Annotated in this window: 20 protein-coding genes and 1 riboswitch; of the genes, 18 read left to right on the top strand and 2 right to left on the bottom strand. The window is 47.1% G+C overall.

Going from position 1 to position 25,101, the window contains the following annotated elements:
- Positions 1-205: 205 nt before the first annotated feature.
- Positions 206-348: riboswitch (cyclic di-AMP (ydaO/yuaA leader) on the bottom strand.
- A gap of 131 nt (positions 349-479) precedes the next feature.
- Positions 480-1,544 (bottom strand): DctP family TRAP transporter solute-binding subunit, encoded by a 1,065-nt coding sequence (locus tag QWY22_RS19085; protein ID WP_300982360.1) that lies wholly within the window; start codon positions 1,542-1,544, stop codon positions 480-482.
- 129 nt (positions 1,545-1,673) lie between these two features.
- Here QWY22_RS19085 and QWY22_RS19080 point away from each other — a divergent pair, with 129 nt between their 5' ends.
- The 15 genes from QWY22_RS19080 to QWY22_RS19010 all read left to right on the top strand — a co-directional run bounded on the left by QWY22_RS19080 (position 1,674) and on the right by QWY22_RS19010 (position 20,150).
- Positions 1,674-3,275: an ATP-binding protein gene (locus QWY22_RS19080; RefSeq protein ID WP_300982359.1), complete on the top strand. Its 1,602-nt coding sequence runs from the start codon at positions 1,674-1,676 to the stop codon at positions 3,273-3,275.
- Positions 3,265-3,966 (top strand): response regulator, encoded by a 702-nt coding sequence (locus QWY22_RS19075; protein WP_300982358.1) that lies wholly within the window; start codon positions 3,265-3,267, stop codon positions 3,964-3,966. The genes QWY22_RS19080 and QWY22_RS19075 overlap by 11 nt, the downstream gene beginning before the upstream one ends.
- Positions 3,967-4,078: 112 nt before the next feature.
- The gene (gene dctP, locus QWY22_RS19070; RefSeq protein WP_300982357.1) at positions 4,079-5,377 is read left to right on the top strand and encodes a C4-dicarboxylate transporter DctP; all 1,299 of its coding nucleotides are present in this window, start codon (positions 4,079-4,081) and stop codon (positions 5,375-5,377) included.
- 297 nt (positions 5,378-5,674) lie between these two features.
- Complete coding sequence (locus QWY22_RS19065; RefSeq protein WP_300982356.1) at positions 5,675-6,016, top strand: zinc ribbon domain-containing protein YjdM; 342 nt, start codon at positions 5,675-5,677, stop codon at positions 6,014-6,016.
- A gap of 163 nt (positions 6,017-6,179) precedes the next feature.
- The gene (locus QWY22_RS19060) at positions 6,180-9,332 is read left to right on the top strand and encodes a DEAD/DEAH box helicase (RefSeq protein ID WP_300982355.1); all 3,153 of its coding nucleotides are present in this window, start codon (positions 6,180-6,182) and stop codon (positions 9,330-9,332) included.
- 11 nt (positions 9,333-9,343) lie between these two features.
- Positions 9,344-9,958, top strand: a complete 615-nt coding sequence (locus QWY22_RS19055) for an NUDIX hydrolase (protein ID WP_036811047.1) — start codon at positions 9,344-9,346, stop codon at positions 9,956-9,958.
- A gap of 240 nt (positions 9,959-10,198) precedes the next feature.
- Complete coding sequence (locus QWY22_RS19050) at positions 10,199-10,648, top strand: hypothetical protein (protein ID WP_300982354.1); 450 nt, start codon at positions 10,199-10,201, stop codon at positions 10,646-10,648.
- Between the two features lie 369 nt (positions 10,649-11,017).
- The gene (gene asnB / locus QWY22_RS19045) at positions 11,018-12,892 is read left to right on the top strand and encodes an asparagine synthase (glutamine-hydrolyzing) (RefSeq protein WP_300982353.1); all 1,875 of its coding nucleotides are present in this window, start codon (positions 11,018-11,020) and stop codon (positions 12,890-12,892) included.
- 68 nt (positions 12,893-12,960) lie between these two features.
- Positions 12,961-13,428 carry a hypothetical protein gene (locus QWY22_RS19040; protein WP_300982352.1) on the top strand — a complete coding sequence of 156 codons (468 nt, stop codon included), beginning with the start codon at positions 12,961-12,963 and terminating at the stop codon, positions 13,426-13,428.
- A 207-nt stretch (positions 13,429-13,635) separates the two neighbouring features.
- Positions 13,636-14,625 carry a C39 family peptidase gene (locus QWY22_RS19035; RefSeq protein ID WP_300982351.1) on the top strand — a complete coding sequence of 330 codons (990 nt, stop codon included), beginning with the start codon at positions 13,636-13,638 and terminating at the stop codon, positions 14,623-14,625.
- 232 nt (positions 14,626-14,857) lie between these two features.
- A complete protein-coding gene (locus QWY22_RS19030; protein WP_300984438.1) occupies positions 14,858-15,931 on the top strand; it encodes a branched-chain amino acid aminotransferase in 1,074 nt (357 codons plus the stop codon).
- Between the two features lie 119 nt (positions 15,932-16,050).
- Entirely contained in the window at positions 16,051-16,935 is an 885-nt protein-coding gene (locus tag QWY22_RS19025) for a proline iminopeptidase-family hydrolase (RefSeq protein WP_300982350.1), read from the top strand.
- A 228-nt stretch (positions 16,936-17,163) separates the two neighbouring features.
- Complete coding sequence (locus tag QWY22_RS19020) at positions 17,164-18,396, top strand: multidrug effflux MFS transporter (protein WP_300982349.1); 1,233 nt, start codon at positions 17,164-17,166, stop codon at positions 18,394-18,396.
- 415 nt (positions 18,397-18,811) lie between these two features.
- Positions 18,812-19,162 carry a PadR family transcriptional regulator gene (locus tag QWY22_RS19015; RefSeq protein ID WP_300982348.1) on the top strand — a complete coding sequence of 117 codons (351 nt, stop codon included), beginning with the start codon at positions 18,812-18,814 and terminating at the stop codon, positions 19,160-19,162.
- Positions 19,149-20,150: an HAAS signaling domain-containing protein gene (locus tag QWY22_RS19010; RefSeq protein WP_300982347.1), complete on the top strand. Its 1,002-nt coding sequence runs from the start codon at positions 19,149-19,151 to the stop codon at positions 20,148-20,150. The genes QWY22_RS19015 and QWY22_RS19010 overlap by 14 nt, the downstream gene beginning before the upstream one ends.
- 51 nt (positions 20,151-20,201) lie before the next feature.
- Here QWY22_RS19010 and QWY22_RS19005 read toward each other — a convergent pair whose 3' ends face one another.
- Positions 20,202-21,272, bottom strand: a complete 1,071-nt coding sequence (locus QWY22_RS19005; RefSeq protein WP_300982346.1) for a winged helix DNA-binding domain-containing protein — start codon at positions 21,270-21,272, stop codon at positions 20,202-20,204.
- A 166-nt stretch (positions 21,273-21,438) separates the two neighbouring features.
- Between QWY22_RS19005 and QWY22_RS19000 the strand changes: the two genes are divergently transcribed.
- From QWY22_RS19000 to QWY22_RS18990, 3 genes are all read left to right on the top strand, one after another.
- Positions 21,439-22,305, top strand: a complete 867-nt coding sequence (locus QWY22_RS19000) for an amidase (RefSeq protein WP_300982345.1) — start codon at positions 21,439-21,441, stop codon at positions 22,303-22,305.
- A 359-nt stretch (positions 22,306-22,664) separates the two neighbouring features.
- On the top strand, positions 22,665-23,798 hold the full coding sequence (gene proB / locus QWY22_RS18995; RefSeq protein WP_300982344.1) for a glutamate 5-kinase: 1,134 nt from the start codon (positions 22,665-22,667) through the stop codon (positions 23,796-23,798).
- The gene (locus tag QWY22_RS18990) at positions 23,791-25,059 is read left to right on the top strand and encodes a glutamate-5-semialdehyde dehydrogenase (RefSeq protein WP_300982343.1); all 1,269 of its coding nucleotides are present in this window, start codon (positions 23,791-23,793) and stop codon (positions 25,057-25,059) included. Before proB ends, QWY22_RS18990 begins: the two co-directional genes overlap by 8 nt.
- The last annotated feature ends 42 nt before the right edge of the window (positions 25,060-25,101 follow it).

The following is a 25,101-nucleotide window of genomic DNA, read 5'->3' as shown; positions in this document are numbered from 1 at the left end:
CCTTCCATTTTTTAAGTGTGTAGCTGTAATTAGTTTTTCTGTTGATTTACCGCGTCAGTGGCGTCATTCTACTTTTTCTCATCCCGGCTCTCCTGCGATGTTTGAACGGCTCCTCTTGCTAAAAGCAGGCATAACAAAAAGACCTGCATTTTTTCGGGATTTTTTTGCGTTCTGCAAAAAAGCATCCCGAATAAAGGGGTCCTTGGACCTCCTTCGCTTTAGCCGACGAAGTTAGCTGACGGGCAGGATGGCGAAAGAGTTGCTCTCATCCCTTCTGCAAAACCGCAGAATTAGCCCCAATAAATTGGTTCCTCCGTTCCTTTTTCAAGGATTAGGCCGAGGTATTTAGTTCTCGATGAACGTTATTCTACTCCGCTTTTTTTAAAAGTCAATCTTAATATATTGAAGGAAATAAAGAGCAGGAAATTGTAAAAAGGACCTGCTTGAAAGCAGGTCCCTTCCTGTACAGCTGGCAAAAATTATTCTTCATGAGTGTAGCACTTTTTTAAATCTTGCAGATCCTCCATTAATTCCTGGCCAATTATTTCTTCGTATTCTTCGTATAACGGTTCGAGCCGCTCCATCCACTGCCGCTGCTCCGCTTGGGACAATTCGTGGATTTCGATGGAAGAATTTTCTCTGATAAGAGCGAGCTGCTCTTCGTTCAGCTTTTTTGCATTTTCATCGTTCCAAGCGGTGGTTTCTTTCATCGCTTCCAGCAGGATTTGCTGGGTTTTGTCGGATTGCCGGTCCCAGACATCCTGGTTCATCATGACGGCATATCCCAAATATCCATGGTTGGTGATTGTCATATGCTTTTGAACAGTATAGAATTTCCTCGAGTAGATATTGGAAATGGTGTTTTCTTCACCGTCCACTTTTCCTTCTTCAATCAATTTAAATGTCGAGTTAAACGATTCCTGCTGCGCAATGGCACCCAGCATGCCGAACTGTGCCTGAATGATTTTGCTCTGCATAATCCGGAAATTCTGGCCAGCGAGGTCTTCCGGGCTGATCACGGGACCTTTATTGGTCGTAATCTGTTTAAAGCCGTTGGGCCAGTGCGCAAGCCCCTTGATCCCTTCTTTCTGCAGCGACTGCAGCAGCTTTTCGCCGATCGGTCCGTGTACGCCTTCCGCAATTGCGTCATATTCCGAAAAAGCGAAGGGAAGATCCAGCACGCCCCACTCTGGAGAAAGCATATCGAGTTTTGACGTAGAAGGGGCAATCAGATGAACCTGTTCATCTTTTAACGCATTGATTTCTTCAATATCGGAATATAAACTGCCGTTAGGGAAGACTACAATCTGGATGGTGCCATTGGATTTTTCATCAACAAGTTCGGCAAATTTCGCTGCCGCCTGTCCTTTCGGGGTATTCTCGGCAACTACGTGGCTAAATTTGAAAATGAGCTGGCCGTTTAATCCCTCCTGGTCATCATCGTAAGGCGGTTCTGCTTGAGGGAATAAGTTTTGATAGCCCAGGTAAACAACAAGCACGATGCTGATGCTCAAAAAGAGCACGGCAATGGAAGACTTCTTCATAGCGGACCTCCTTGTAGGAACTTCAATCAGCCGAGGCTTTAACCCTCACTGTTCGTTATAGTTAGGGAAAATCTTTACTGTAAGCATAATCACCAGCCCTTCATTCGTAAAGGGAAAGGAGCATAAAAGATGAAACAGTTGCCGATCCGCTGGAAGATAATGATTCTGTCATATGCCGTCGTCATTTTCTCGCTGCTGATTGGCGGCATTGTAATCGTTGCGAATATCCAGCAAACCGAAGAAAGAGATTTGAGGCTCCGGTCGATGAACACCGCACGGACCGTTGCGGAATTATCCGATATAAAAAGCGCTGTCCAGCAGCCCAGCGGATGGACAACAGTGGATCCGGTGGTTGATGAAATCCGGATCATAAACGAAAGTGATTATATCGTCGTCATGAATATGGACAAAGTCCGTTTTTCCCATCCCGTGAAAGAAAAGATTGGGACCCTTTCCGCAGGGGCAGACGAAGATCCGGCATTTGCTGAGCATATATATTTTTCAAAAGCAAAAGGCGAAATCGGCACCGTCATCCGCGCTTTTGTGCCGATCAAAGACGCTGACTTGAATCAGATTGGCGTTGTTGTCGTGGGGAACAAAATTCCTGGCGTCGTCGATATTATGGCAGGATTATCAAAGGAGATCGGCCTGATCGTCTTATTGACGCTGCTGTTCGGGCTAGCGGGTTCTTTTCTGTTGGCGAATCATATCAAAAGGCAGATGTTTCAGCTGGAGCCCTTCGAAATCAAACGGATGCATGAAGAACGGACCGCTACTTTTCATGCAATGAATGAAGGGGTCATCGCGATAGACAACAATGAAATCATTACGATTTTCAATGAAAAAGCTAAGAAGGTTTTCAATGTGAAAGGATCGTTCGTTGGCAAGCCGATCCGTGCTGTTCTAAGCGATACACGCCTGCCTGAAATTGTTGAAAAAAACGAAGCCGTGTACAATGAAGAAATTAAAGTAGGCGGGAAAGTGATTGTCAGCACGCGCATCCCAATCCGGAAAGACGAGGAACTGATCGGAGCGGTGGCGATTTTCCAGGATCGCACGGAAGCGGCAAAACTGGCAGAAGAACTGACCGGCGTAAAAAATTTCATAGAAGCCTTGCGGGTCCAAAGCCACGAGCATATGAATAAGCTGCACACCATCGCTGGCCTTATTCAACTGGGCAAGCCTGAAAAAGCGCTGCAGCTTGCACACAATTCAGCGGAAGAACAAGAAAATGTCACCAGCTTTCTGAACGATAAAATCAACAATGATGCAGTTGCAGGCCTTCTGTTAAGCAAGATCAAACGAGGGAAAGAACTCGGCATTGATATGGAAGTTGATCCGAACAGCCATTTTGCCGCATTTCCAAACGAGTTGGATCAGCATGATTTTGTCCTGCTTCTCGGCAATTTGATTGAAAATGCGTTTGGCTCATTTGAAGGGATGGAAATTGATCCAAAACGGATCGACATCAGCATCGAGCAGTCAGAAGGCATGTGTGCGATTCTTGTAGAAGACAACGGTTCGGGAATCCAGCCGGAACACTTGCCCAAGCTTTACGAAAAAGGATTCACTGCCAATAAAGCGGATGGCACCGGGTACGGCCTGTATTTGGTGAAACAGATTGTCGACAAAGGAAGAGGGGAAATCGAGGTGTTATCTCAACCGGGTGAAGGAACTTCTTTCACCATTACTTTCCCGATGGACGAGGAGGACAAAGCATATGCCGGTTAACAACGGAGTGACGGTTTTACTGATAGAAGATGATCCGATGGTACGTGAAGTCAACAAGGAATTCATCGAAAGCGTCGAAGGGTTCCGCGTGGCGGCAGTCGCTGGAAACGGCGAAGAAGGACTCGCACTGATCAAAGAACTGAATCCGGATTTAGTGATTTTGGATGTCTTCATGCCGAAAAAAGATGGCATTAAAACTTTGCAGGAAATCCGGAAACAGAAGCTGGAAGTCGACGTTATTGTAGTTTCAGCGGCCAAAGACAGTGAAACGGTTAAGTTGATGCTGCAAAACGGCGCAGTGGATTACATCATGAAACCCTTTAAGCTTCATCGGATTCAGCAAGCGCTGGAAAAATACCGGAATTATCGCATGAGCTTGGCCCTTTCGGAAACGGTGTCACAGGAACAGCTGGATTCCCTGCTGTATTCGGAACAAGCCAAGAAAAAGGAAGAAGCCTATTTGCCCAAAGGCTTGAATGAATTTACATTGAACGAAATTACGGCTACGATCCAATCGCAGGAAGTACCGCGTTCGGCTGAAGAAGTGGCGGGAGCCATCGGAATCGCGCGGGTAACGGCACGCCGCTATTTGGATTATCTGGAGAAAAACGGCGTTATCCGTCTGGATGTGCAGTACGGAGGAGTCGGCCGGCCGGTAAACCGCTACGTTTACAATAAAGAAAAAAGTTAAGACCAAAATGACCAAAACATCCATTATGACCATAAGCTATTCCTCTCCGGTTGAAAGCGTTATCATTTGAAGAAATCTAAATGACTAACTATTCACACAAGGAGGAGAACAAATGAAAAAGCGAATTTATAAAAATTTAACCTTTCAGGTTTTGGCTGCTATCGTATTGGGTGTGCTTCTTGGCTTGATTTGGCCAAATATCGGAAAAGAAATGAAGCCGGTCGGAGACACATTCATCAACGCTGTCAAAATGGTCATCGCGCCGATTATTTTCTTGACAATTGTACTGGGAATCGCAAAAATGGGGGACATGAAAAAAGTAGGGAAAGTTGGAGGGAAGGCTTTTATCTATTTTGAAGTAGTGACCACATTGGCACTTGTTATCGGTTTAATCGTTGTCAATATCGTTAAACCGGGAGCCGGGCTGAATTTCAGTGAACTGGAAAAAGGCGATGTGTCCCAGTATACGGAAAACGGCGGACAAGGGATCAACTGGATTGAATTCGTAACGCATATTGTTCCTTCAAATATGGTGGATGCTTTTGCAAAAGGCGACATTCTGCAAGTCTTGTTCTTCTCTGTATTATTCGGAGTAGCACTGGCTTCTCTTGGGAAAAAAGGAGAGCCAATCATCGACTTTTTAGACCGGGTTTCCTTGGTATTCTTTAAAATCATCGGCTATGTCATGAAAGCGGCGCCTATCGGAGCGTTTGCAGCAATGGCATATACAATCGGCCATTTCGGTTTAACATCACTAGTGCCGTTGGCCAAATTGATGTTCTCGGTTTACACCACCATGTTCATCTTTATCTTTGTAGTGCTGAACATCATCTGCAAAATGAACGGCTTCAGCCTTTGGAATTACTTGAAATTCATCAAAGACGAAATCCTGATTGTGCTCGGCACAAGTTCTTCCGAATCGGTATTGCCGCGGATGATGGACAAAATGGAGCGCTATGGAGCTTCAAAATCAGTTGTCGGCCTGGTGATTCCGACAGGCTACTCGTTCAATTTGGACGGGACATCGATTTATCTTTCCATGGCTGTTGTGTTCCTGGCGCAAGTATTCGGGGTGGACTTGTCGATTGGCCAGCAAATCACCATCATTTTGGTACTGATGTTGACGTCAAAAGGGGCTGCAGGAGTAACAGGAAGCGGCTTTATCGTCCTCGCTTCGACGCTCGCTGCCCTTCAGGTAATTCCGCTTGAAGGATTGGCCTTGCTGCTGGGCGTCGACCGTTTCATGAGTGAAGGGCGTGCGATTGTCAACTTGATCGGGAACGGAATCGCCACAATCGTTGTCGCGAAAAGCGTAGGCGAGTTTGACGAAACCAAACGCGAAGAAGCCTTCACAGAAATGGTTAAACTGAAAAAACTCGGAAGAGCGCCTATCGCAAATCCGGAGAATTAAATTAAGGATTGAAAGGGGCCGTCCAATAAGCCGAATAATAGACTTATTGGACAGCCCCCTGCTTTAATAAAGGGAGTTGTAATACTATTGCTCCTGTCCCTGTCCCTGTCCCTGCATCGCTACGTTAGCTTCGGGACATGACAAACCGTTGCATCGCTGCGCTAGCTTCCTCGCCAAGGAGTTGTCCCAAGTTACTTTTGGGACAACTCCTTTTTCTATGCGGCAAAATAGACAGGCGTGGTAGGATAGAAGAAACTTCACAATGGATTTAAAGAAAACCGAATGGGGGAAATATAAATGGAAAACTTGCCGAATTGTCCGGTATGCGGATCCGAATATACATACGAAGATGGGAATATGCTGGTGTGCCCGGAATGCGCCAATGAGTGGGTGCTTGGTGCAGAAGCGGAAACGGTAGAAGCCGAAAAAGTCGTGAAAGACGCCAACGGCAATGTGCTGACGGACGGAGACTCCGTGACGGTGATCAAAGATTTAAAAGTAAAGGGCAGCTCATCGGTCTTGAAAATCGGAACGAAAGTGAAAAGCATTCGGCTGGTGGAAGGCGACCACAACATCGACTGTAAAATTGACGGCTTCGGGCCGATGAAACTAAAATCGGAATTTGTGAAAAAAGGATAAATGCGTTTCACATGAAACCTGAAAAAATACATGAAAAGACCAGGGCTTCTGCCTGGTTTTTTTCTGTAAAGAAGACCGTGCTAAAAGGGGAAAACATTGTTTAACTCGAGTGATTTAGCGATAATATGAAGTACCTGATATGGACTGAAGGAAGGCGCAGCTGATGAATGTGGTGCTGAATAACACAAAAATTAAAAATCTGTGCGGCGAGGCTGCCTATAAAAAGGGCAAGTCTTATTTCCTGAGCGGAAAAGTCGAACTGGAACCGCATACTGGGAAAGATTCTATCCAAAAAGCGACGGTGAATGTGGGCAGCGGTTTTCATGTAACGGTGAAACCGGGCTCTGCCGGACAAATCGAAGCTGCTTGCAGCTGTCCGCCTGTCGGTTTTGTAACGACCTACTGCCAGCATATTGCAGCCGTCCTGTTGGCCATCGAAGAAGTTCAGCAAACCCAAAACCCATTGGCAGACCGGATGCGCGGGTTGTTTGGCACTCAGCCACTACAGCCGAGTGGCAAAGGGCTGCATTTTGATAAACGGCAGACCTTGCGGGCAGAGTTTCTTTGCAGACCGGTGAAACTTGGAGAAGCAGGACAGGTTATCGGAATCGAACTTTTTGCCGGCCAGAAATCCTTGGCGAAAATACCGGATCCTTTCGATTTTCTCCGGAACATCGGCAGCCGCCAGCCGTTTGAGTATGCGCCGGGCCGCATTTACAACCCGGAGCGCCATAATTTCAGCCGAGCAACGGATGCTGTGCTGCGTTTGCTGATGAAAAGCCAACTGACAAAACCGGGTGGGCAGGAAACGCTGCTAATTTCAGCGGCTGAATGGGAATTGCTGCTGCCGCTTTTGGAGCAGGCGGAAGAAGTTGTGTTTGAGCAGGGAGAGCGGCTATATGACGGCGTCCGTTATGGTGAATGTTTGCCGCTGTCGTTTGAAGTGGATACAGCTCCTCCCGGTTACCGCCTCTTAATGGAAGGGCTTGAACGGGTCACCGTTTTCAAGTTGTACGGCTGCGCTTTCTCAGAAGGCAAGTGGCTCAAGATGGAAGAGGAAGACTGCAGCCGGCTTTTTGAATTACAGGGACTGGTTGAAGAAACCGGCAAAAACGAGCTGCAAATTCCGACAGCCGGATTGAGCGATTTCATCGAAACGGCCATTCCGGGATTGATGCGGCTTGGCGAGGTGGACATTGCAGAACGGGCATCGAAAGGGCTGAACGAAACGCCCCTGAAAGCAAAGTTGTTTTTGGACCGGGTCAATAACCGGCTGCTGGCAGGCATCGAGTTCCATTACGGCCGCATGTCGATCAATCCATGCGAAGAACTGGAGCAGGGCTATCAGTATTTGCCGGGGGTGAGGCGCCAGCGGGACAAGGAGCAGCGAATCCTGAAGAAAATGCAGGACAGCCAATTTGTGCAGACGCCGGGCGGTTTTTACCTGCAGGATGAAGAAGCCGAGTACGACTTTCTTTACCACACCGTGCCTGTACTGGAAGAGCTGGTCCAGGTCTATGCCACGACTGCCGTAAAACTGCGCGTCCAAAAAGCGGCCGCGGCTCCGAAAATCCGCGTGGAAATCAAAGAGCGCACCGATTGGCTGGCTTTCCGCTTTGACCTGAAAGGAATTCCGGAAAAAGAAATCCAGCAGCTGCTAAAGGCCATTTCCGAGAAGCGGAAATATTACCGCGTTCCGAATGGCACCTTGATGTCCATCGAAACGCCGGAGTTTTGGGCACTCGATCATTTTCTGGAAGACCTCGGGCTATCCGCCGAGGAGCTCGACGAAGAAGAAATCCGGGTGCCGCTGATTCACGGCATGCAATTGGTGGAAGGGCTGGAAGAAGGCGGCCTTGCAGAACCGGGGGAAACTTTCGCAAAACTCATGCTCAGTCTGAACGAACCCGGCCGAATGAATGAAGCTTTGCCGGAATCGCTTGAGCCGGTGCTCCGTGACTATCAGAAAACCGGATTCAATTGGCTCAAGCTCTTGGCCTCGTACCGCTTCGGCGGCATTTTGGCGGACGATATGGGGCTTGGGAAAACGCTGCAGAGCATCGCATTTATCGTATCGGTGCTGCCGGAAATCCGCAAAAAGCGGCAGCCGGTGCTTGTTGTCTGCCCGTCTTCTCTCGTCTACAACTGGTCGAACGAATTGAAAAAGTTCGCGCCTGAACTAAAGGCGAAAATCATTAATGGCAACAAAGCCGTCAGAAGCTCTGCGCTAAAGGAATGGGCGGATGTTGACGTCGTCATCACTTCCTATCCTTCTTTGCGGATGGACAGCGTACTTTACCGCGACAAGCCATTCCATACCGTCTTTTTTGACGAAGCGCAGGCCTTCAAGAATCCCGTCACCCAAACCGCAAAAGCAGCAAAAGCGGTGAAGGCGGATTACCGGTTCGCATTAACGGGAACACCAATAGAGAATTCCCTTGATGAATTATGGTCCATCTTCCAGGTCGTGTTTCCGGACCTGTTGCCGAACCGGCGGTTGTTCAGTGAGTTAAGGCGTGAAAACATCGCCAAACGGGTGCGGCCGTTCATTTTGCGCCGCACGAAAGAAGAGGTCTTGACGGAGCTGCCGGATAAGGTCGAAACAGTTCAATTTTCAGAGCTGCAAGCGGAACAGAAAAAATTGTATGCGGCGTATCTTGCGGAATTGAAGCACGATGCGCTGAAGCATTTGGCAAAAGGCAGTTTCCGCAAAAACCGCATCCGGATTTTGGCCGGGCTGACCCGCCTGCGGCAGATCTGCTGCCACCCGGCATTGTTTGTCGAAGGGTATGCAGGGGGATCGGCTAAGTTCGATCAGCTGATGGAAATCGTGGAAGAATGCCGGCTCTCGGGCCGGCGTGTCCTGATCTTTTCGCAGTTCACGCAAATGCTCGGCATCATCGGGCGCAAACTCAGCCAGCATGGCCTGCCTTATTTTTACCTGGACGGCCAGACGCCTCCGATGGAGCGGGTTGAGCTATGCGATCGCTTCAACGAAGGCGAAGGCAATCTGTTTTTGATTTCCTTGAAAGCAGGCGGAACCGGGTTGAACCTGACAGGAGCCGATACCGTCATTTTGTATGACCTCTGGTGGAATCCGGCTGTTGAGCAGCAGGCGGCGGACCGGGCACATCGAATGGGACAGGAAAACGAAGTGCAGGTCATTCGGATGCTTGCAAAAGGGACCATTGAGGAGAAAATCAGTGAACTCCAACAGAAAAAGAAAAACCTCATTGATGAAGTGATCCAGTCGGGGCAGGAATCATTTGCTGCTTTGACGGAGGAAGACATAAGGGAAATACTGACGATTACATGAGAGGTGATTGGATGGACGCCAGAAAGATAACCGAAAAAATCCAAACCCATAAACCGGAAGTGCTCGGCAGCCGCGATTTTGCGAAGTTTGCCATTCTCTTGCCCTTGATCGAAAAAGGCGGGGAAGTCCATGTGCTGTTTGAAAAACGGGCGGAAACACTCCGGAAACAGCCGGGGGAAGTGTGTTTCCCAGGAGGCAGGATCGACCCGCAGGACCTTTCGCCGAAATCAGCCGCTTTACGCGAAACCGATGAAGAATTGGGAATCAGTGAAGACGAAATTTCGGACTTGTTCCCACTGGATTATATGGTATCGCCGTTCGGCATGATCATTTACGCGTTTGCGGGGTTTATCGACCCGTCGGCCGAGTTCAAGCCGAATCCGGATGAAGTGGGTGAGCTGTTCAGCGTGCCGCTTTCTTTTTTCCTTGAAAATCCGCCGCGGGTTTACCAGATTAATTTCGATGTCCAGCCGGAGGAAAGCTTCCCTTATGATTTGATTGTGGGGGGACGGGATTACAGCTGGCGGACGCGGAATTTGGAGGAATATTTTTATCTCTATGAAGACAAAGTGATCTGGGGGTTGACTGCCCGGATCTTGTCGCATTTTATTGATATCATTAAGTAAAAATGCTTATAAACTAATTGGACGTCCGTAAAGTGCTTTGCACATTTACAGACGCCCTTTTTTGTGTGTTCAGCAGTTTTCAAAAATTTTCCCTGGGATTTATTTTGAAAAAAGCGGATTTAGAGCGGAGTACAGTGCAACAACTCTAAATACCAAACCTTGCAACAATGTAACTTTAATAAAACCTAAACCGATATGAAGCCAACAGTACCGCTGATAGAATGAAGGCAAATAACAGATTTGGGGGATACAGAAATGAAGGGTTTAGAACTAAAAAAAGTATGGGCGGCAATCTTAGGCGCTGTCGTTTTGTCGGTAGGAATTTTCTTTGGGTACGAATACGTTACAGAACCGAAAATTGTAAATGGCGTGGTATCAAAAGACATGGATGAGGAGGGAAATCCAGTTGGGGTAACAACGGTGCTTTCACCGGAGGATACGGTTTATTTCTCCGGGAAGAAAAACCGATTCTGGATTGAAGAAGCAGAGGTCGTCTGGTATAAAGGCGACATCAAAACAGAGAACAGGATGGTTGTTGAGAAAGAAGTTGCCAGCAACAAAGCAGATTATTTTTCATCCGAGTTATCAGTTCCAGAGGAGCTTGAAGAAGGCCGTTACGGGGTTACCATTTATGTAGAGGGCAAAAAAATTATTGAAACAAAAGCCGAGTTTAATATTAAAAATAAATGATTTACGGCTATAGCAGCAGATGCAAAAGAACCTATCCGCATACCCAGGATAGGTTCTTTAACTATGAAATGAATAATAGGCAGAGAGAGCCTGCCAGTAAACTATTTACTTTCTAATTCAACTTAAGCCTCTTATTCACTACAGTAGATATGTATTTTTCCAGTAAGTTACAATATTGTCACATTAAAAGGACTGTTTGTCACATAAATCGAACGACCTAAATCTTTGTACCTATTACGATGTAAAAGCAGGAAACAAAAGGCATCTCATGGGCTCTAAAACTTCTTGGCTGTATTTATCAAACGGATAAAAAGATTTCAAGAGAATCATTATTTATTACAAATTTATTTTATTAAGAGGAGACTATTTATGTGCGGGTTTACAGGATTTATTGGAGAAACAGCTAATACAGAGGCAGTACTGGCGAACATGATGAACCGGATTATACATAGAGGCCCAGACTCATCCGGGGAATTTATTGAAGGCGAAGCGGCACTCGGTTTCCGACGTTTGAGCATCATCGGGTTGGAGACCGGCGGCCAGCCGTTCTACAGCGAGAACAATAATTTGGTCGCCATGGCTAATGGGGAAATCTACAACTTTATCGAACTCCGGAGAGAGTTGAAGTCTAAAGGGCATGTCTTTAACACCGATTCGGACTGTGAAGTGATCTTGCATGGCTACGAAGAATACGGTGAAGCGATTGTTTCAAAACTGCGCGGCATGTTCGCTTTTGTCATTTGGGACCGGAACAACAAGAAACTGGTGGCTGGCCGGGATATGTTCGGCATCAAGCCGCTGTATTACGGGAAAATGAACGACACGTTCTTTTTTGGTTCTGAAATCAAAAGCTTTTTGCCGCATCCGAACTTTCAGAAGGAATTCAATCAAGATGCTTTGCTGCCCTACCTGTCATTCCAGTATTCCGTTTTGGAGGAGACATTCTTTAAAGGAATTTTCAAGCTGCCGGCAGCGCATTATTTGGTCTACGAAAAAGGGGAAGCCAGGCTCCAGAAATATTGGGCACCTGACTTCCAGCCAAAAAATCGCAAGCTGGAACAGCTCGTAAATGAAATTGACGATACCATTCAGGAATCGATCCTGAGTCATCGCATCAGTGATGTGAAAGTCGGATCCTTTTTATCGAGCGGCGTAGATTCCAGTTATGTGGCTTCTGTGTTAAAGCCGGACAAAACCTTTACGGTTGGTTTCAGCGACCAGAACTTCTCGGAAATCGACAACGCAAAAATGCTGTCGGCTGAACTGGAGATCCAAAACAAGCACGCCATCCTGGACCCTGACGCCTGCTTTACACAATTCGAAGCGATCCAGTATCAAATGGATGAACCGCACGCAGATCCATCGATTGTGCCGCTGTACTTCCTCGCTGAATTGGCCAAAAAAGATGTCACCGTCATTTTGTCCGGAGAAGGGGCAGATGAAATGTTCGGCGGCTATGAAGCCTATGATATGACTTCCTTGATGAAAAAATACCGGAAACTTCCGGGCTTTGTCCGAACGCCGGCGGGAAGGCTGGCGTCCAAACTGCCGGACATGCGCGGCAAGCAATTTTTGATGCATGCCGGGCTGCCGGTGGAAGAATGGTTTATCGGACAAGCGAATATCTTCCGGGAAGCAGAAGCCAAATATTTAGTAAAAGAGCCGTACCGTCACGGCCCTTCTGTTCGGGAAATTGTGGCTCCTTATTATGAACAGGTAAAAGACCAAGATGATTTAACGAAAAAGCAGTTCCTGGATATGAATCTGTGGCTGGTTGGCGACATTTTACTGAAAGCCGATAAGATGAGCATGGCGCATTCACTTGAGGTGCGCGTTCCGTTTCTGGACAAAAAAGTGATGGCCATCGCTGAACAAGTTCCGGCAAAATACCGCATCAACAAAACCGAGACCAAACACGCCATGCGCCTTGCAGCACGCAAAGCCCTTCCGGAAGCATCCGCCGCCCGCAAAAAAATCGGCTTTCCCGTCCCGATCCGCAATTGGATCCGTGAAGAACGTTTTTATCGCCAAATCAAAGCGTACTTCACGAATGCCGATGCCGCTTCGTTTTTCAATGTGGAAGAAATCCTGTCTTTATTGAATGAGCATTACGAAGGCAAAGCCAACAACGGCCGTAAAATATGGACGATTTTCACCTTCCTTGTCTGGTACAACCGCTATTTCCACCTCGAAGAGCAAGCTGTTGCTTATGACGAACCGGTTCTGGTCGGGGCAATGAATTAAAAAGAGATTGGCCAGTCATCTTTTCAGATGACTGGTATTTCATTTTAGGTTGAACTTTTCTAAGGGAGTTGAATAGTTATAACAAATACGAGTTACAGGGGGAGTTATATGTGAGCAATTACAATGAAAGCGGCGGATTCACAAATGCTTTTAAGCGAAAATTGATAACTGCTGTTTTTAGCAGTTTATTATTTGCGCTGATTTTTTCCCTGAATGCCGACCTTGAATTTGAAGGGGACGGGTTTGCCAATCTATATTATTTGAACTTGATGTTCGCCGTTACTTATGGCGTGATGACGTCTTTGTTTAGCGATTGGCTCAGCAGAAAGATCTCCAAAAGAACTTTTGCTTATGAAATTGTCTCCCTGTTCTGCCATTGTTTGTTTGGGAGCATATTACTGGTCATGAGTCTGGTTTCTTCAATCTCGTTCTTTCTCATTGACCGCTTATTGGCAAAGGTGAAAATCGGTTGGCCCTCAGTTTTCGCAGCCTTAGCTGCTGTGGTCCTGGTTTTTATATTTATGATAAACAAGTAGCCAAATTAGCTGTAAACGCTCTTAATGACTCACTTTTCATTTGTTTAATGATGTTTTATCAGGAAGTGAAAGCCATCGATTATTCGATGGCTTTTTTCAGTAAAGGTGCAGTCGTTGCCTTATGAGGGGAAACGATCTCCCATATTCAATCCATTCGTTCATTGATATACTAAAATCCAGAAGATAAACGAGAATGTGGGGGCCTTGATGATAAAGATATATGGACTATTTATAGGGACTTTAATTTTGGCTGGTTGTGTTCAGCAGCCAGAGCGGACTAAACCGATAGCGCCTGAAGTCCCGACTGTCGTGGATGAAGAAGTTCAAGAGCTTGAAACAATAGCTTTCAAGGTGAAGCTCACGGAATTTTCAACAGGAAATCCGCTGGCCAATCAAACAGTTGAGCTTCAGTCAGCAAAAGGCGAGCTGTTGGGAACGGGGACGACGAATGCACAAGGGATGGCCAGCTTTGAGGATGTAGCGCTTGGACAGGAAGTGAATGTCCTGCTGGAATCGCCCGTCATGAAAATATCGCGCCCCTTTACTGTCGATAAAGAAAATGATGAACTATTGATTGAGACGTATGCGCAAAATAAAGCTATTTCTGTGCCAATTCTTCTGCAAGAACCGGAGCTTCCCACTGGTTGTGAAATTACGTCATTAACGGCTATGCTGAATTATTACGGAGAGCCGGTGACAAAAGAAGAAATGGCAAAGAAATTTCTTAAAAAAGTTCCGCTGCGGATCGAAGGCGGAAAACTGATAGGGCCAGATCCTCAGGATGCGTTTACAGGGGATCCAACTTCTGCCAAAGGGGTGTATGTCTTTCCTCAAGCAGTCGTGGAGACAGCTGAAAAATATGCAACGTCCGTCAATGAGCAATTTGCGGCTTCTGATTTAAGTGGTTCCAGCAGTCAGGAAATCGAAAAATACATAACAAGTGGTGTACCGGTCCTAATGTGGATCACGAGAGAACTGGAACCACCGGTCACCAATAATGGATGGTGGATTGAAGGGACAATGGAGTATCATAAAACCTTCCAAAATCAACATGCGGTCGTCCTGACGGGTATTGACGAATCTTCAGTAACAATAATGGATCCACTCAAAGGCAAGGTCGTCCATGACAAGAGCGAATTTTTTACTAGCTATGAAAGCTTGGGAAGCTATGCCATGACTTTGTATAAAGAAAGTTAAACGGTTTAAGAAGATACAGAGAAAATGTACGCAAGATAAAAAGAGATGGAAGACTGCAAAAAACACCAGCCAATTGGAACTTAAACACTGTTTATAAAAGGCTGTTGGCAGCAGGTCTTTTCTCTTAATTTTTTCAGTATTTAAAAAAGTGCTTTCGAAAAATTGTATATGAGCGTATAATTATTCACATTACGTGATAAATTGTTCACTTTGGAAGGAGTGCTTCATCTTGTTGACCACCAATGAATTGGAAATCGTACAAAGCACATCAAAGAAAGAGAAACCGTCACAGGACCAAGTGCCTTTCGGAACCCTCTTTACCGATCACATGTTTACGATGGAATACGAAGCGGGCAAAGGCTGGTTTGAACCGAAAATCGTTCCTTATGCGCCAATTACATTAGACCCGGCCGCTATGATTTTCCATTATGGCCAAACGGTTTTTGAAGGCATGAAAGCCTACCGCACCGAAGAGGGGCGCGTCTTATTGTTCCGTCCGGAGAAAAACTTTGAACGCTTGAATTTGTCGAGCGAACGCTTAAGCATACCGCCGATCAATGAAGAAATCGTGCTGGAATATTTGACGAAACTGATTGAACTGGAAAAGGACTGGGTGCCGTCAACAGCCGGCACATCACTTTATATCCGACCGTTCATCATTTCGACAGAAGCGAATTTGGCGGTCGCTCCGTCGAAGACTTATAAATTCATGATTATTATGTCGCCAGTCGGTTCGTATTTCACTGGTGGCTTGAAGCCAGTCACAATCCACGTGGAAGATCAATTCACAAGAGCTGTAAAAGGCGGCACGGGAATGGCGAAGACCGCAGGCAACTATTCATCCGGCTACCAGGCGCAGGCCAATGCGAAAAAGCTCGGCAATGCGGACGTATTGTGGCTGGACGGAGTTGAAAAGAAATACATCGAAGAAGTCGGCAGCATGAACATCTTCTTCAAGATCAATGGCGAAGTGGTCACGCCTGCTCTCAACGGCAGCATCCTGAAAGGGATTACCCGCATGTCGATCATTGAATTACTCGGGACTTGGGGAATTTCAGTTACGGAGAAAAAAATCTCCATCGATGAAATCTACCAGGCATTCCAGGACGGCCTGATTGAGGAAGTGTTCGGCACCGGAACGGCAGCTGTCATTTCACCGGTGGGCGAACTTAACTGGCAAGGCAAGAAAATGATCATCAACAACCATGAAATCGGGGACTTGTCCCAGAAACTATACGATACGATTACGGGCATTCAGACAGGCAAAGTGGAAGATACACTGGGCTGGACAGTAGAAGTGAAATAATTGATAAAATTAAGAGCTGTTCCGCTACATGCGGAGCGGCTCTTTTTCGGAAAATAAAGGAATTCGTTAAGAAGAATGGAATACCTACTAAAACAGTTAAAAAAGAGGGAGGAAAAAGAATGGATAACGTAACGGAAGGGTTCATTCCGGTTAAAGGAGGGAATGTCTGGTACCGGATCACCGGCAATGGCCCCGGCATCCCGCTGCTTCTGTTGCACGGAGGGCCCGGCGGCAAAAGCAATGATAAAGATCCGCTGCGCGGGCTTGGGACAGAGCGCCAGGTCATCCAGTACGACCAATTGGGATGCGGGAACTCAGGCCACCCAGCTGACAAAGAATTATGGACCGTAGAACATTATATAGAAGAGCTCGAGCATGTGGTCGAAGCGCTTGAACTGGAAGAGTTTCATCTTCTCGGCCACTCGTGGGGATCCATGCTTGCAGCTTCCTATCTTTTAAAAAAACCGGCAGGTGTCCGCAGCGTGATTTTTTCAGGGCCGGCATTGAGCGCGCACCGGTGGGTTGCGGATCAGCGCAATTACTTGAAGGAATTGCCCCAGGAGTTGCAGGATACAATTGAACAAAGCGAACAGAACCATACGACAGACTCCGAAGAATACAATCAGGCAATGATGGCTTTCTACAAACGCCATATGTGCCGGCTGGATCCGTGGCCGGACGAAATGAGGAAAGACTTTGGGGCATCAAATGACCAAATTTATCATCATATGTGGGGCGCATCGGAATTTACCGTCACGGGAACATTAAAGGATTTCGATGTAACCGAGCGCCTGCACGAAATTGATATACCGGCTCTTTTCACTTGCGGGCGATACGACGAAGCGACGCCTGAAACCACGGAATATTATGCAAGCCTGGCTCCGGATTCGGAAGTGCATGTGTTTGAAAACAGCTCCCATATGCCAAGCATTGAAGAACCGCAAGCGTATGTCGATGTAATCCGTGAGTGGGTAAACCGGCAGGAGCTGCGGCCTGGAGCTTAACAGCTTCTGCAAAAATCAGCAAAGGTGCTCAGTGTGTCATACTTGCAGGCCGGTAAGACTGCCTCTATACTTAACAAATTATCAAGCGTTTTTCTCTTGTTTTGAGAAAAACGCTTTTTTATATGAAGTATAGTAAGAACCTGAAAAAAGTTAGTTTACCTATCGGACAAAGTTGGTAAAATAGCTTTATGAGGTTTTATAGAAGCAACAGGAAAGGCAGTTGTTTTAATGGAAAATTTAAGTGGGGCAAAACGTGCACGATTTATCATCCTGTTAGGAGCGCTGACATCGCTTATTCCATTCACGATTGACATGTATTTGCCGGCATTCCCGAACATTGCAGAGGTTTTCGATACAAAGGCTTCTTTTGTCCAACTCAGTTTAACGGCCTGCCTCCTTGGGTTGGCAATCGGCCAATTGGTTGCAGGCGCCCTCAGCGATATGCACGGCCGGAGAAAACCGCTGATTCTTTCATTGGTGGTGTACATTGTGGCTTCTGCAGCGTGCATTTTTGCTCCAAATATCTATATATTCATTGCATTGCGCTTTGCACAAGGGTTTGCCGCGGCTGCAGGGCTGGTTATTTCCCGGGCAATAGTCCGAGATGTGAGCGATGGGCCGGAACTGACAAGGCTTTTTGCTTTGCTGATGGTCATAAACAACCTGGTGCCATTGCTCGCTCCTTCGATGGGTGGAGGGATTTTGTTGTTTTCAGATTGGAAAGGCGTCTTTTTTACTTTATCGGTTGTGGGACTTATTCTTCTTTTGATCACAGCGTTCCGTTTGCCCGAAAGTCTGCCGCTTGAAAAAAGGGTGCCAAGCAATTTGGGAGCTACTTTTTCAAGTTTTACTTCGATAGTAAAAGACCGTCAGTTTACCGGTTATGCGCTGGCGCAAGGCCTGCTGATCGGCGGCGTTTTTGCCTATGTATCAGGCACACCGTTTATTTACCAGAATATTTACGGTGTATCGCCGCAGGCCTTCAGCCTTCTTTTTGGGATGAACGGCATCGGCTTGATCATCGGCAGTTATGCAGTCGGCCGGTTTGCGCATATTATCTCTGAGAAAAAGTTTTTGGAAACAGCTTTATACGTGGCAACGATTGCCGGAACGATCCTGCTGGCGGTTGTGCTCGCAGAAGGGCCGCTATGGGCAGTCGTTGTGCCGATTTTCTTCTTTGTGACGTCTATCGGAACCGTGAGCACTTCTTCTTTTTCGCTTGCGATGGAATCGCAAAGCCATGCGGCAGGAAGCGCGTCCGCTTTGCTTGGCCTGCTGCCGTTTGTGTTAGGGGCTTTTGCCGCGCCGCTGGTCGGAGCAGGCGGGGAAGATACAGCCGTTCCAATGGGGCTCACGATTTTCTCGATGTGTTTGCTGGCTTTGCTCGCATATCTGTTTTTCGTCAAACGATATGAAAAACAGAAACAAATGGCCCAAGATGCGGTTAAGCAACGGGCTTAAAATTTAAATACAGCTCTTAAATGATGCACTTTTCTCATCCTGAGAAGATGCTCTTCACCGAAAGGCCTGAACACGGACTATCAAATTTCTATGATCATAGGCTACGGCATTACTTTAGTAGTCCTGCTTTGGTGTACGGTACAGTTCATCAATACAGAACTTGAAAGCGAACGATTCCGAATATACAGTGTAAAAAAATAAGTACTACGACAAAGGGCATGAATCCATATCGATTGGATTCATGCCCTTTGTTGTTGAAAATGGAAATTACCACTTTCAACTGCATTGAATGCAGTAATGTATTATTGAATAATTTTCATATTTATCAGATTTATATTGTTATTGAAAAGCAAATAGTGTATGATACACAGTATAGATAGTGTGCGTCACATAGTATAAGGACGGAGGTGTACAGATGGACGATTCCTTGTTCAACAGCCTGTCCACGGAGCTTCGTAGAGGCACGTTGACCCTGGCAGTACTGAGCCAGCTGCAGAAACCGCAATACGGCTATTCCTTGGTGCAATTGCTGGAACGCAACGGCATTGCGATGGAACAAAGCACGCTGTATCCGTTATTGCGCCGCCTGGAAAAGCAGGAACTTGTCACCAGCAGCTGGGATACGACGGAAAGCCGGCCACGGAAATATTATGTGCTGAGTGAATACGGAAAAGAGATTTTTGGGCAATTAAAAAATGAATGGGAAAAAACGTCGCAGGAACTCTACAATCTGTTAAAAGGAGAGGATCCAGATGAAGTTGATTGACCTGTATATCGGTGAAGTGACGCGCAGGCTGCCTGAAAAGAACCGGCAGGACATCGCGCTCGAACTGCGTTCGGCTATCGAAGACATGCTGCCGGAAGATCCTTCGGAACAGGAGGTGAAGCAAGTACTGGCTGAAATGGGAAATCCGGCTGTTCTGGCAAGCGGTTACCGTGACAAACCGATGCACTTAATAGGCCCGCGTTATTTTGACCTGTATATCAGCCTGTTAAAGCTGATCCTACCCATTGCCATTACAGTGACGCTGGTTGTAGTCATTGTGGTAGCCATTTTTACCAATAGCAGCGAAACGACAATTATGGATGCAACGGTTTCTTTAATTGGTGATGCAATAAGTGCCAGTGTGAATGCGGCCATGCAAGTTTTCTTTTGGTTAACACTTGTCATTGCACTGATTGAGCGGGCAGACCGTTCTTCATCGCAGGCGCCGTTAACGATGAACAGCAAGGAATGGACGCCGGATGATTTAAAAGAAGTGGTCTATATTCCGAAGGAAAAAGCGATTTCCAAATTTGAAATTGCGGGCAGTTTGATCTGGACTGCGATTTGGACCGCAGGCTATTTCAATGCGGACCGGCTGGTGGGCGTTTACCACAATAGAGGGGAAGGCTTGGAATTTATCGCACCGACTTTCAACCAAAATGTCCTGCTGTCATACTGGCCGCTGATCATACTGATGCTTGTCCTGGAAATCGCTTTGGCGGTTTATAAATGGAGGGAAGGCCAGTGGACAAAGCGTGTGGCATTCTTTAATGCGGTCGTCCAAATTGTATCGACAGGGATTATCGCTCTGATTCTCACCAACTCGGAATTGGTCAACCAAGCATTTTTGGATGAAATCGGCACAGTATTCGGCGGAACTTCGGGCTTGAGCTGGATTGCAGGGGCGATTATTTTAACGGTAGCCATTGTTGCGGTTAGTGATGTGTACCAAGGTTTTCGTAAAGCGATGATACGTCCTGCAAAATAAAAACATCTATAAGAAACGGCTGAGCATACTGCTCAGCCGCTTTTTCCTGTTTTATAGGGTAATCGGCATTCCCAGGAAGTTGCCAAGTGCTTCGGCTTCTTTTTGCCAGGAAGCCGGCAAATTGTGTTCTGATGAAAACGGATTGAATTCGAAAGCAATGCTTTTTCGGGCGATTTCTTTTTTCCAAGTACCGGTCACTTGGCCATCTTCAACGATAATCGGAAAGAAAACGCCGTTTTTGCCGGGTACAACCTTGCCGGAATATTCCACAGGCAGCACAGCGCTGCGGTTGGTATAGCCGAGCAAGTATTCATCAAAAGCAGGGAGCAAGTGAAAGGACGAATCGTTCGCAGCCATAAGGGAATCTTTTTCGGAAAACCAGTACTCGATGCCGTTCACTTCTTCTGAATCCAGAAAAGGTTTTGCCAACTCCAAGGCGAGGCGAACGTCTTTCATCGGTAAACCGCACCACCAGGCAAAGTCCCGCAACGCCGCAGGGCCATGGCTCATGAAGTACCGCGTGGCCAGTTCCAGAAGGGCTTCTTCCCGCATCAATTCTTTTGCCTGCGGTGCCCATTCTTCCAGCAGGATATAAGTTTGCTGTTTGGCTTCAACGGGGCCGAGGCAAATCAATCCTTTTTGGGACCAATACCAGAGAATATGATAGCCACGCTGGCCATCCACCCGGATGCCCGAATTCTCCAAGAGATTCATCATATCGGCACGGGATAGCCGGCTGCCTCCACTCAAAGCCTGCTGGAAAATTTTCGCGGACTGCTGCAGGACGGCATCGTCCAGTTCCAGTTGATTCAGGCGGCCTTTGCTTGAGGCCAGCATGCGCGGGGAGGTCAAGCCAAGCAGCCATTTGCTGTCTTCCGGCGCCATAAAATGAAGCGTACCCCGCATCGGCCAGGTGCGGATGATTTTCCCTTCGGCAATGGCCTGTTCCACTTGTGCCTGAGTAGCGGATTCCATCCGTTTTCCGATTGCCCATAAAGCCTGCGGGTAATTTTGGGCTTGCATCGCTCCCATCCATCGGACGACTTGTTCCGGTTTTTTGAACTTTTGTCCTTCAATGTGCTGAGCGGCTAGCCGTTTTTGTGCGATTTCCGAGTGATCCATCCTTCATTCCCCCGCTTTCCTAAAGTAGACACTGGACTTTGCATGGAAAAACTTCAGATTTCTCTTTTGTTGGTTCTATTATAACGGGGATATGTAGAAGGAAAATAGGGAATACGTAATTTAAATGGCAGTAATTAGATGAGTTCAAAATAGAAGTCATGTATTGATGAAGAAATGTTGGATTGGAGCTGTTTTGCTAATGATGATGGTATTTTCAAACGGTTTGTCCGAGAAAGCGGCAACGGAAATCCGGGCAACCTGGTTATGGAATCCGTGGGAGCTTGTCAGTGACGAAGCCGGGACATTGGCTTTTCTTGAAAACAAAAGTGTCAATAAAGTTTATGTACAGGTGGACCGTGATATTCCAGTCAATGTCTACCACGGGTTTATCGAAAAAGCTTCCGCAAAAGGCATAAAGGTGTACGCATTGGAAGGAGCTCCGGGATGGGTAGCCAAAAAAGGGTACGCTAGCCAGGATCAATTGATGGCGTGGCTAAAAACTTATCAAGCAGGTTCAAGCGCCTTGCAGAAGTTTACCGGCATCCATTTAGACGTAGAACCGTATTTATACAGCGGCTGGTCTACGAATCAAAAAGCAACCATACTCGCTTACCAGAACTTGCTGCTGAAAGCGAAAGCCAGCGCAAACAACCTTGCGCTTCCATTGGAGGCGGATATGCCATTCTGGTTCGATGAAGTATCTTATAATAATACGCTGGGCAGAGGATTGCTCGCGGAGTGGGTGATTGCAAATACGAGCAGCGTCACCATCATGGCTTACCGGGACACGGCACCTTTCATCATCGATCTGGTGAAAAACGAAGTGAACTTTGCAGCGAAATACGGCAAAGAAACAATAGTAGGCGTTGAAACAGCACCAACCGACGAAGGCGACGCCATTTCTTTTTTTGAAGAGAGTGAAGCATATATGAACAGCCAGTTGGCTGAAGTCCAAGCCCATTATGCCGGTATACCAGGATACGGCGGCATTGCAATCCATTATGTGGACAGTTGGAAGACGATGGCCCCTTGAGCTGCTAAACGGCAATGAAGCAGGAAAGAAATTAACTCTCTTTTCTGTTTTTTGTATTTTTCTTATAAAATCCGTTATACATTTTTATGCATGGAAAAGAATCTGCTGGACGATTCTTGCATCTTTCAGTTCCCGGTCAAAGAGGTGGCAGATAAGCATTAAGTACTCTTTTCTTCCTTGGTAATAAAGTAACTAAAAAAGAATTTTTTAAATTTCCCTCTCGTAACAATTCTTTCTCTTTGTAAATTATCTATTAATAAATACTGGAATGGGTTGATTAAAAATTCTAAATGTTGCATAATAATTCTATTCATCTTTCGTAAAACAGCTTGGCGATAAAAAACAGGTGGTGACGGTAAGTGAAGAAAAAAAGGATTGTCGTTAAAATCGGAAGCAGTTCTTTGACGAACGTAAACGGAGGATTGTGCCTGGAAAAACTGCAAGAGCATGTAGAAGCGCTCGCGCATTTAAAAGAAGCAGGGCACGAAGTGATTTTAGTTTCTTCAGGAGCAGTAGCAGCAGGTTTCACAGACCTCGGCTACGCCATGCGCCCAGTGAGCATCGTCGGCAAACAGGCTGCGGCATCGGTCGGGCAAGGGCAGCTGCTGCAGGCGTACTCGGAGGAGTTCAAGAAGCATGGTGTGGTGTCAGCGCAATTACTGCTGACCCGCCAAAACTTGCTGGCCAAAGATTTGTACCAGAATGCTGAAGCCACATTGAGCGAATTGCTGAAGCGCAAAGTGCTGCCGATCATCAATGAAAACGATTCAGTTTCTGTCGAGGGACTGACATTCGGCGACAACGATATGCTGTCGGCTTTGGTCAGCGGCCTTGTTCAGGCGCAACTGCTGGTGATTTTAACGGATATCAATGGCATTTACCGGGAAAACCCCCGCAGCAACCCAAATGCCGAAAGGTACGATTTTCTTTCTGAAGTTCCGGATGAACTGATCAAAGCAACTTCAAGTGAAGGATCGGAACTTGGCACCGGCGGCATGAAGTCAAAAGTGGAAGCGGCACAGACTGCGCTGGCATTGGGTGCGCAAGTGTTTATCGGTACCGGAGTAGGAAGCGAAAAACTACTGAAAATTTTGGAAGGCAATGGGGATGGCACATACATCGGCGACGATCCGCAAGCCACTGTGAAAAACTCAAAGCAATGGCTTGCCCTGCATTCCATCCCGCTTGGAAAAATTAAAGTGGATAACGGCGCCGCTCTCGCCATTTCGGAACAGGGAAGAAGCTTGCTTCCGGTCGGCGTGATTGATATTGCCGGCAATTTCACGGCGAATGATGTGGTGGAAGTCGTTGACCCGGCCGGGCAAATTGTCGGGCGCGGGCAAGTGAATTATTCGTCAGAGGAACTATTGGAAATCAAAGGTCTCTGCAGCAAGGAAGCGAACGTCATCACCAAGACAGGCAAACGCCAAGTCGTTATCCATCGCAACCAGTGGTTCAGCCATACCGGAAAGGGGACAATAATACATGAGTGAACTTCTTCAAGTAAATGAAGCGAACGATTTGCTCCAAAAAGCACAACTTGCCAAAACGGCCGCAGCTACCATGGCAAAAACAACGACGGCCGAGAAAAACGAGGCGCTGCAGTTGATTTCTGCCCAATTGCTGGAGGAGCAAGCTTTCATTTTGGCTGAAAACGAAAAGGATGTCGCTGCAGGCAGAGCCGGCGGAATGAGCGAGTCGCTGATCGACCGCTTGAAGCTCGACGCAGGCCGTTTGGACGATATGGCGGAAGCGCTAATTCAGCTAATCGAACTGGATGACCCGGTTGGTGAAGTGCTCGAACAATGGGAACGCCCGAATGGCTTGGCGATGTCAAAAATCCGGGTGCCGCTCGGTGTCATCGGCATGATTTATGAAGCCCGCCCCAATGTCACAGTGGACGCTTCAAGCCTGTGCTTGAAAACCGGCAATGCGGTGGTGCTTCGCGGCAGCTCAACGGCCATCCATTCCAATAAAGCCCTCGTCCAGGTAATTCACCATGCACTCCAAAAAAGCGACTTGCCGGAAGAAGCCGTACAGCTGATTGAAGATACGAGAAGAGAGACGGCGGCACAAATGTTCAAGCTGAACTCGCATCTTGATGTGCTGATTCCGCGAGGCGGCGCCAAACTGATCCAGACCGTTGTGCAGAACGCCAGCGTACCGGTCCTTGAAACAGGAGCCGGAAACTGTCATGTCTATATCGATGAAACGGCTGATGCGGACATGGCGGTCTCAATCGCCTTAAATGCGAAAACTCAGCGTCCGTCTGTCTGCAATTCCTGCGAATCAATTCTTGTTCATCAAGAATGGGCGAAGGATCACTTAGGTAAACTGGTCGAAGCGCTGAAGCAGCACGAGGTACAGATCCACGGCGATGAGGCGGTCCAGCAATACGGCGAAGTGATTCCGGCCGGCGAAGAAGATTGGGGCACTGAATATTTGGGGCTTGAAGTCGCCATCAAAGTGGTGGATTCTGTCGGCGAAGCGATCGCCCACATCAATTTGTACGGCACAAAACATTCGGAAGCGATTGTTTCGGAAACGCTTGAGAGCGTCGACCAGTTCTTCATGGAAGTGGATGCCGCTGCAGTTTACCATAATGCATCGACCCGCTTCACGGACGGCTTTGAATTCGGGTTTGGGGCGGAAATCGGCATCAGTACACAAAAACTTCACGCACGCGGGCCTATGGGCTTGCCGGCGTTGACTTCTACCAAGTACTTGATCCAAGGGAACGGACAAGTGAAATAATAGGAAAAAGGCCGGAGCGCAATAAACGCTCCGGCCTTTTTC

It is taken from the genome of Planococcus liqunii, from assembly GCF_030413595.1.
Taxonomy (GTDB): Bacteria; Bacillota; Bacilli; order Bacillales_A; family Planococcaceae; genus Planococcus; species Planococcus liqunii.
The sequence above is the reverse complement of the archived record's forward strand: the minus strand, read 5'-3'. Positions and strand labels throughout refer to the sequence as shown.